Annotated in this window: 10 protein-coding genes and 1 pseudogene; 6 read left to right on the top strand and 5 right to left on the bottom strand. The window is 63.2% G+C overall.

Translation table 11 applies throughout. From position 1 onward, the window contains the following. Positions 1-30 precede the first annotated feature (30 nt). Positions 31-594: pseudogene (locus K728_RS0110125) on the bottom strand (carboxypeptidase); the annotation flags it as partial. Between the two features lie 3 nt (positions 595-597). Then, complete coding sequence (gene ybaK / locus K728_RS0110120; RefSeq protein ID WP_024476608.1) at positions 598-1,083, bottom strand: Cys-tRNA(Pro) deacylase; 486 nt, start codon at positions 1,081-1,083, stop codon at positions 598-600. A gap of 159 nt (positions 1,084-1,242) precedes the next feature. Here ybaK and K728_RS0110115 point away from each other — a divergent pair, with 159 nt between their 5' ends. Beyond that, positions 1,243-1,785, top strand: a complete 543-nt coding sequence (locus K728_RS0110115; protein WP_024476607.1) for a hypothetical protein — start codon at positions 1,243-1,245, stop codon at positions 1,783-1,785. A 123-nt stretch (positions 1,786-1,908) separates the two neighbouring features. On the opposite strand, the gene K728_RS0110110 is transcribed toward K728_RS0110115, so the two are convergent. Further along, on the bottom strand, positions 1,909-4,038 hold the full coding sequence (locus K728_RS0110110) for an acyltransferase family protein (RefSeq protein ID WP_035747777.1): 2,130 nt from the start codon (positions 4,036-4,038) through the stop codon (positions 1,909-1,911). A 146-nt stretch (positions 4,039-4,184) separates the two neighbouring features. Between K728_RS0110110 and K728_RS0110105 the strand changes: the two genes are divergently transcribed. Beyond that, entirely contained in the window at positions 4,185-4,394 is a 210-nt protein-coding gene (locus tag K728_RS0110105) for a DUF2945 domain-containing protein (protein WP_024476605.1), read from the top strand. A 3-nt stretch (positions 4,395-4,397) separates the two neighbouring features. Further along, the gene (locus K728_RS0110100; RefSeq protein WP_024476604.1) at positions 4,398-5,630 is read left to right on the top strand and encodes an NAD(P)/FAD-dependent oxidoreductase; all 1,233 of its coding nucleotides are present in this window, start codon (positions 4,398-4,400) and stop codon (positions 5,628-5,630) included. A 47-nt stretch (positions 5,631-5,677) separates the two neighbouring features. Here the strand turns inward: K728_RS0110100 and K728_RS0110095 are convergent, their stop codons facing one another. Beyond that, positions 5,678-5,962, bottom strand: coding sequence for a MerR family transcriptional regulator (locus K728_RS0110095; RefSeq protein ID WP_024476603.1), 285 nt, complete (start codon positions 5,960-5,962; stop codon positions 5,678-5,680). A gap of 145 nt (positions 5,963-6,107) precedes the next feature. Between K728_RS0110095 and K728_RS0110090 the strand changes: the two genes are divergently transcribed. The 3 genes from K728_RS0110090 to K728_RS0110080 all read left to right on the top strand — a co-directional run bounded on the left by K728_RS0110090 (position 6,108) and on the right by K728_RS0110080 (position 7,879). After that, positions 6,108-6,533, top strand: a complete 426-nt coding sequence (locus K728_RS0110090) for an Hsp20/alpha crystallin family protein (protein ID WP_019484227.1) — start codon at positions 6,108-6,110, stop codon at positions 6,531-6,533. A 101-nt stretch (positions 6,534-6,634) separates the two neighbouring features. Then, on the top strand, positions 6,635-7,006 hold the full coding sequence (locus tag K728_RS0110085) for a hypothetical protein (protein ID WP_024476602.1): 372 nt from the start codon (positions 6,635-6,637) through the stop codon (positions 7,004-7,006). A gap of 237 nt (positions 7,007-7,243) precedes the next feature. Further along, entirely contained in the window at positions 7,244-7,879 is a 636-nt protein-coding gene (locus K728_RS0110080) for a uracil-DNA glycosylase (protein ID WP_237715347.1), read from the top strand. Positions 7,880-7,976: 97 nt separating this feature from the next. On the opposite strand, the gene K728_RS22700 is transcribed toward K728_RS0110080, so the two are convergent. Beyond that, positions 7,977-8,357: a class I SAM-dependent methyltransferase gene (locus tag K728_RS22700; RefSeq protein WP_337587496.1), complete on the bottom strand. Its 381-nt coding sequence runs from the start codon at positions 8,355-8,357 to the stop codon at positions 7,977-7,979. Positions 8,358-8,384: the final 27 nt, after the last annotated feature.

The raw sequence follows: 8,384 nt of genomic DNA, 5'->3' as shown, positions 1-8,384 counted from the left end.
CCGGCGGGAGCAGCCCCCTGTCCAGCGACCTTATTCCGTGCGGGTGTTCTGCACGGCCAGCGTGTCCCAGAACGAGGTATCGGCGTCTTCGATTGATCCGTCCGACAACGCGCTAACCGTTGCATCCAGAGTGGTAATCGTCTGCTTGATTAGGTACCCATTGCTCTTCTGTCCGAGGATTGCTCCCTCGTTGAAATGGTCAGACATGCCACGCATCTCGAAAAGCAACGTAGAGATGCCGTACTCGACAGCGATTCCATTCCGGCTGATGGTTTCTGCAGAGCCACCAGCGTACTTGCCAAGATGCCCCCACCCGGTGGAGTCCACGGCATCGAATACAACTGCTCCCAGCCGTTTGGATCCCTCAAGGACGTCGAGGTCCACGTTCGGTGTAGTCGGGTGCAAAATGGAGCCTGAGACCAGGCGCCCATCCCGCTCGCTGTTCGCGCCCTGGTGGTGGAGGTCAATCATGTAATCGACGTCGTACTTCGCCAGCACGTTGTTGTGGAGGGCTTGTGTTTCGGGATGAATTTTGGTGATGTGGTCGCGGTTCAGGTCTACGCCCAGTGCATTGAACCGGGTGAGGTTCCGGTCTCTTTATCGTTGCGCAATGGATGCCACTGTCGCGCTGGTCATCCTGATCAGGTCCGCCGGCGCCAGCTCAATCTCCAACCCGCGCCGCCCGCCGGACACCAGGATGGTGGCGAAGCTCAGGGCGGATTCATCGACCACTGCCGGGCTGGTTTGCCGTTGTCCCACCGGGGAGATGCCGCCCAGGACGTAACCCGTCCGCCGCTGGGCCAGCGCAGGGTCGGCGAGTACCGCCTTCTTCCGTCCGGAAGCGGCCGCGAGCGCCTTCAGGTTAAGCGAGCTGGAAACGGGGACGACGGCGACCGTGAGCGTTCCGTCCACATCCACCATGAGGGTCTTGAAAACGCGTGCCGGGTCGACGCCGAGGGCTTCCGCTGCCTCTGCCCCGTAGCTGCCCGACCGAGGGTTGTGGGCGTAGTTCAGCACTGAGAAGTGGACCCCGGCGGCGCTCAAGGCGACGGTGGCAGGAGTCGCTGCTGGTGTGCGGCTCATGCGGGAAGCCTATGCGATGCCGGTGCCAGCGGGAGGCTTCAAGGCGCCCCGCAGATAGCCGCGGGCTGACCCCGGTGTGCGTAACCACCCGATAGTAAGTATGCTTAGGGAACAAGTTTTGCCGTTATTCAACGGAAATCTATTGGAGGAGTGATCACTATGGCTGGAAATCTACTGGCACGATCCGTTCACGATTTGAGTGCCGCTGCCTGGTTTGGCGGATCCCTGATGGGTGCCGTCGGCCTCAACGGCGCGGCCGCGGAGGCCAAGGATCCGAAGGAACGCACCCGTCTGGCGACGGTGGGCTGGGCCAAATGGACCCCCATCCAGACCGCAGCCTTCGGCGCCCACGCCATTGGCGGTGTCGGCCTCATCCTCGGCAACAAGGGCCGGGTGGCAGGACAGGACGGCGCGCTGGCCAACACCGTCGTCAAGTCAGTCGTGACGGTCGCCGGAATGGGCCTGTCACTGTACGCCGGGATCCTGGGCAAGAAGGTCGGGGAACTGGCCGATGAGGGCGCGAAAGGGGCAACCGAACCAGGCGCCTCCAGCTCACCAGAACTGGCCGCAGCACAGAAGCAGCTCAAGATCGTCCAGTGGGCACTGCCCCTGGTCAGCGGAGTGGTCATTGTCCTCGGTGCGCAGCAGGGCGAGCAGCAGCGCCCCGCGAACCTGTTGAGCGGACTCACCAAGCGCCGCTAGGCAGGTCGCTGGACAAACAGCGTGATCCGGACCAGATAAACCATCCGGTAAAGAGAGGGACAGGGCCACCGGCCCTGTCCCTCTCTTCATGCCCGGCTGGAGGCACCTTGGCCCCGGCCGGCGTCAGCCCAAGGCGGCGTGGAAGCGCTCCTCGAATTGCGGCAGGGTTGTTCCGGTGTAGGAAATGGTGAGGTGGTTGTCGTCCAGGTAGACATAGACGTTGCCCACCACCGGGCTGCAGATCCCTGCGGGGCAGATCAGGTCGGTGAGGTCCATGAAGCGGAACGCGCCGCCCGTTTCCTGCACCGAGGGCACCGGCGCGGTCGCGGCAAGTTTCTCGCTAACCGGGAAGGTGCACTCGGCAGCGTCCGGCCCGTATTCCTCGACGCAGTTGATCATATTGAATTCGAATCTGGGGTTATCCCGCATCCCGATCACGGGGATGCCTGCTTCCCCGAGAATTTTGCTGGCCTCAGCGATACCGGAGACCTCACCTTCGGCAGTGGTTGCCTTGTGGGAGATGGTCGCCATGGTGAACACGACGTCGGGCTTCATCCTTAGCGCGTAGTCCGTCGCGGCGTCGTTGAACGTGTTGCAGGCCTCGGAACGGTTGTCGCTTTCCGTGCCGTAGCTGCACCCACCCAGCAGCAGGGCCGTCACTTGGTAGTTGTTTCGCTGGGCCATAAGTTCGATGGGTTCCAGCCATTGCTCGGTGTGCGAGTCGCCGATGACCAGGATCTCTTTCGCCGGTGTTCCCTCCGCGGGGGTGAAGGAACAACCGCGGACAGCTCGGTCGTTTTCTACCGGAATGTGCTCTCCTGCGCACTTCTCGCCGAGCACGCCCCACTCGGCGTCGAGGCTGCCCAGATCCGGTAGCGGCGGCGAGTCACCCGTGGAGCGGTCGACGAAGCCGGGCAGTAGCGAATAGGCGCCGGGGTTCTGCGTGTCGGATTGACTGGTCAGGGCTTGAGCCTGTGCCCGCATGGTCCACTGCACGCTGGCCACCGATACGGAGACGAGGGTGACGCAGACGGCGATGACTGCGAGGCTGCGCACCCGGCTAGCCTCTACCCGGGGAAGGCTCCGCAGTGGGCGTTCGACAAACCGGGTGGTGAAGTACGCGAGGATCAGCGACAAGCCGATGATGGCCAGGCCCGCAACGGGGCCGACGGCGTCCTGTCCCCGATACACGAGGTAAATGACCAGCACGGGCCAGTGCCATAGATAGAGCGCGTAGGACAGGTCACCCATTTTTACCAGCGGCCCCCAGGAGAGGAGCCGGTCAGCGCCGAAACGGCTTCCAGTTTGGCCAGCGGTGATGATCAGCGCCGCAGCGACGAGCGGCCAGAGCGCGACGAAACCAGGAAACTCGCCCTCGACGTCCACCAGGTAGCCGACGCTCAGCATCCCCGCCAACCCGATCCAGCCCGCCGCTACCGCTGCGGCCTTCGGCAGTTTCACATACGGCAGCACCAAAGCCAGCAGTGTTCCCAGCGCGAACTCCCACAGCCGGGCTCGGGTATCGAAATACGTGTAGGACTGGTTGGCATCGGTTTGATAGATGGAAAAGGCGAGCGACGCAACGAACAGCGCACCGAAGATCACCGCGGCGACCGTCTGGAACCGGAGGTGAATGCTTTTCGCCACCAGGCTCGCTGCCAGGAAGAGCAGCGGCCACAGGATGAAGACCTGGCCCTGAATGGAGAGGGACCAGAAGTGTTGAAGCGGACTGGCCACACTGGTGTCGGCGTAGTAGTCAACGGATTCGGACGCCAGCAGCCAATTCTGGAAGTAGAACAGCGACGCCCACGACTGCTCGAGCACCATACTCCAGCGGGCCTTCGGCAGAAACAGCAGCGACGCGGTGATGGTTCCGATCAGGACCACGACGACGGCGGGCAGCAGGCGTTTGAACAGGTGTACCCAGTGCGCCAGGAGGGCGAAGGGGGCTCCCCGGTCGGCTTTCCGTACGAACGTCAGGGTCATCAGGAACGCTGAAATGAGCAGGAAGATGTCCACGCCACCGGAGACCCGGTCAAACCAGATGTGATAGGTGACCACCATCAGGACCGCGAGCGCCCGAAGACCCTGGACCTCGGGCCGGAACCCCTTACGCGTCGCCCCCGGCACGGCCAAAGTCGATGTCGAGGTCGAGGCCGACGACGTCGTCGTCGCCCCGGGTTCTGGGGCGGGGGCTGTCGGGTGATCAGGGAGATGGCGACCGTGCACTGCTGTAGTTTCGCCGTCTTTCATGAAGTCCTCCGTCGTCGTGCAGGGTGATACCCCGCCTGCACGACAGCGTGCGTCTGGTGGCTTCCATCTTTTCATAGGTCAATCCCGCAGTCCTGCACGGAAGAGGCCGTAGGCTGGTAAGCACACTGTCGATTGAAGGAGTCACTGTGGCACTGACCAAGGGCACGAGCGTGGAGTGGAACACCCCGCAGGGCACTACCCACGGAAAAATTGTGGAGAAGAAAACCAGTGATTTCCAACTGGATGGCAACACCCACCGTGCCAGCGACGACGAGCCACAGTACGTTGTCGAGTCGGACAAGACCGGCGCCAAGGCTGCCCATAAGGCCAGCGCCCTCACCGAGAAGTCAGCCTAGGCCGTGGCCGCTGCCGCAAGCGATCCGCAGCCGACCCGCCATCAAATAGTCATTATTGGCGGCGGAAATGCAGGAATATCGCTCGCAGCACGGCTCCGAAGGTATGGCGCCAAAGGCATTGCAGTGGTGGAGCCCAGCTCCCGGCACCTGTACCAGCCGTTGTTTTCCCACATTGCCGGCGGAACAGCCGAGGCGTCGGAGGCCATCCGGCCTCAGGCCTCGGTGATTCCCCGCGGCGTGACCTGGGTCAGGGACGCCGTCGTCGACATCGACGCAGGCCAGAACACCATCCACCTGGCATCAGGTGGCCAGATTCGCTACGACCAGCTGGTGGTTTGCCCCGGCATCCAGAAGGACTGGGACGCGGTACCGGGCCTGGCCGACGCAATGGCATCGAAGTACGGGGCGTCCAATTATGAGATCGAGCTGGCACCCAAGGCCTGGGAGCTGCTGCGGAACTTGCGGCGCGGGACGGTGGTGTTCAACCTGCCGCCGGGGCCGCTCACCTGCGGGGGAGCGGCGCAGAAGCCGATGTACCTCGCCTGTGACTATTGGGCCCAGCAGGGCGTTCTCGAGGACATCCGGGTGATGCTGATTGTTCCCACCCCGACGGTGTTCGCCGAGGCGGTGGCCAATGAGGAACTCAACCGCAAGATCGCCGAGTACGGTATCGAGGTGCGCCACAACAGTGAGATCACCGCCGTCGACGCCGTCGAACGCACCGTCACGGTGCAGGACCTTGGTGCTGGCAGCGGTGTCGGTGGCAGCGAGACCCTGACCTACGATGTGCTCCACGCCGTCCCGCCGCAGTCCGCGCCGGATTGGCTCAAGGCCACCAATCTGTCGAAGCCCGGGGACCCTGCGGGATTTGTCGAGGTGGACCCCGAGACGCTGCGGTCCATCAGGTATCCGGCCGTCTGGTCCCTCGGTGACGCGGCGGCGACCCTGAATTCCAAATCCGGCGCCGCCCTTCGCCAGCAGACCCAGGTGGTTGCCAAGAACCTGATGGCGGTCCTGAAGGGCAAAAGCGTCAACGCGAAATACAACAACTATTCGGCCTGCCCGTTCACGGTGTCGCGGTCCACGGTGGTGTTCTCGGAATTTGATGACCAGTACCGGGCGAAGCCGTCCATCCCGTGGAAAGGCATCATGCGGGAGCACCGTGCCACCTTTGTACTGGAGCGGCGCATCCTGCCTCGGGTGTATTGGAACCTGATCCTGAAGGGCCGGGCCTAGGCCGCCCGGGTTACTCAGTCGGCTACTCGCCTGGCCTGCCGGCCGGGTTACTCGGCGGCGTCGAGCTCGTCGCGCAGCCTGCCGTTCGCGGCTTCCAGCACCAGGACCATCCTGATGCCGGCAAGATTCAGCCCCTCGCCGAGTAGTTGCTCGATGCGGCGCAGCGTCGCCAGATCAAGATCGCTGTACTTCCGGGTCCCGCCGGGGGTTCGGGCCGGGTCGAGCAGGCCCTTCCGCTCATAGAGCCGCAGATTCTGCTGTCCCATTCCGACCAGCTCAGCCGCCACCGAGATGGCGTACAGGCCGGCGCTGGGGTCTTGTTTCTCAGTCATCTCCAACCCTCCAGCCGTGGTCCGAACTTATCGAACAATCCCTCTTGCATCAGTCTCTCACCAGTGCTATAAAAAATCTATGTCAATCACTACAGATGATTGGCAGGCTATTCATCAACTCAAGATGCTGAAGGAGTAAGGAACCATGTTGATGCGTACCGACCCATTCAGGGAGCTGGATCGTCTGGCCCAGCAGGTCCTCGGGACGACCGCCCGCCCGGCAGCGATGCCGATGGACGCGTGGCAGGAAAACGAAAGTTTTGTGGTGGCCTTCGATCTTCCAGGCGTCGACTCGAACTCGATTGACCTCGATGTGGAGCGCAACGTGCTCACCGTCCGTGCCGAACGGAGCTCCTCCGCCCCAGACGGAACCGAGCTGATCGCCGCCGAGCGCCCCCGCGGCGTCTTCAGCAGGCAACTGATCCTCGGCGACACCCTGGACACCGAAAAAGTGAAAGCAAATTACGACGGCGGCGTGCTGACCCTGCGCATCCCAATCGCTGAGAAGGCCAAGCCACGGCGGATCGAAATTGAAAGCAATGGGCAGTCCCGGCAGGAGATCAACGCCTGACGAACGGCCCGCAACGAGCAGGGGCGGCCCTTGTCGGGGGGGCAACGGGGGCCGCCCCACTTCCGCAGTAGACGACGGTTGAGGAAGTTAAGGGGTACATGATGTCCGGATGGCGGCGGTACGACGCTCAGCTGGTTCCCGCGTTCTATGAGCGTTTCGAGGAACGCTGGGGAAAGGGTGCCGCCCCGTTCCTTGACCCCGCAGTGGGTGGTGAGCCGCAGCCGCGCGCCCAATGGATCAATGTGGATACCGGCGCAGCTGTCGCAGCCGTCCCGATCTGGGGTGATGACCAGTCGCAGCGGTCTTTCGGCGTGTTCTATCTCCCCCCTCAGGGAGACATCTGGGTGCTCAGGCCCGGCCACACCGCATACCTGGAATCCAGTGATGCGGTCGACGACGTTTCCCTGCGCAACGATGCGTTCAAGAAGGCGGTGTCCTTCGCGAAAAGTTTCATCTACGGCGACGATGCCTAGGTTGGTCATCGGTCGCCGTCGGGCGTGCAGGTCTCCCACCTTCGCCGGGGTAACGGCCAGAAACGCGGCGTGTTCGGCGGGACACGCCGTCGTCGGCCCCGGAAGTTGGGGAATCCTGCACGCAGTCCATGCACTCCAGCAAGGACCGGGTGACCCCGCGTTCAGCTTGGGCGCGTAAGCTGGAAGACTGCGGACAACATTATTGCCACTTCAGGCATTGTCCGCGAGGAGGCAAAATTGGCACGACGCATGGCGGACCCGGCTTACCGAGCACAGCAGTGGGAACGACGTTACGACCCGAATATCGAAGAAATCAACCGGATGTGTGACACTCTGGCCGAGCAGAAGCCGGACCGTTCACTTCCCTACATTGACCCCGCACATGACCTCGACGAGTGTCGGATTGTGAGCCTGTTCTCCAACCCGGGTGCAAGCCTCGCCTCAGGATTCGTGTCGGCGGAGAACGACGATCAGAGTGCTATCCGCACTGCTGAAATTTACGAAAGCGTTGGGCTGCAGCCCAAGTTCGTGATGCCCTGGAACGTTTACCCCTGGTACGTCACAGAGGTAAAGGAAAAGGCCCTCACCCCAGAGCAGATCGACGAAGGCGTCAAGCCATTGTTGGCTTTCCTGCAGCGCGTCTCTCGCGCCTCGGCCCTCGTGGCTCACGGCACCGATGCGCACAAGGTGGCACGCCGCCTCACCCAGCTGGAGAACCGGGCCATTCAGCGCCGCGGTTTCAAGGTGTACAAGGTGCGCTCCACCGGCGACCGCGCGTTTGCGGGATCCCCGGCGAAGCAGGAAGTGTGGCGCCAGGAAATGCAGGCCGCCTACACCGATGCGATGGCACGCGCTGGGATCAGCCGCGCCTGATCAAGTGCTGGGTCGATCAAGTACTGGGTTGATCCATTACCGCCTGACGGCACCCGGGGAGCAGCTTTCGTGGCTCTCGCCGGGTGCCGTTTGTCGTTTAGACGGCGTGTTTGCGGGCTAGGACGGCGACCAGGAACGACGACGTCGGCTCCCACGGCCTGAGATCCCAGGTGGAGAACAGGGATTGTCGTTCGAGGCCGGCTGCGTCGGCGTCGGCGAAGAAGGTGTCGACGGCGTACCCGCGGTCGCTGCCGAAGCCCACCACCAGTCGGCCGTCCGGCATCAGATGCGCGTGCAGCCGCCGGAGCACCTCGGGCGCTGTTCCGGGTGCCAGGAACGGCAACACGTTTCCGGTACACACGATCAGCTCGAAGGTTCGCGCCAGCTCCAGGGTGCTCAGGTCCCCGGTCTGCCACCGCGATGTTGGATGGTCGTGCTGTGCTGCGGCGATGAGCTCGGCGTCCGCGTCAACACCCATGACATGGTGACCCAGCCGTGCCAGTTC

The organism is Arthrobacter sp. CAL618 (assembly GCF_000468215.1).
GTDB lineage: Bacteria > Actinomycetota > Actinomycetes > Actinomycetales > Micrococcaceae > Arthrobacter_D.
Note: the sequence above shows the minus strand (reverse complement) of the source record. Positions and strands in the feature narration are given on the sequence as shown.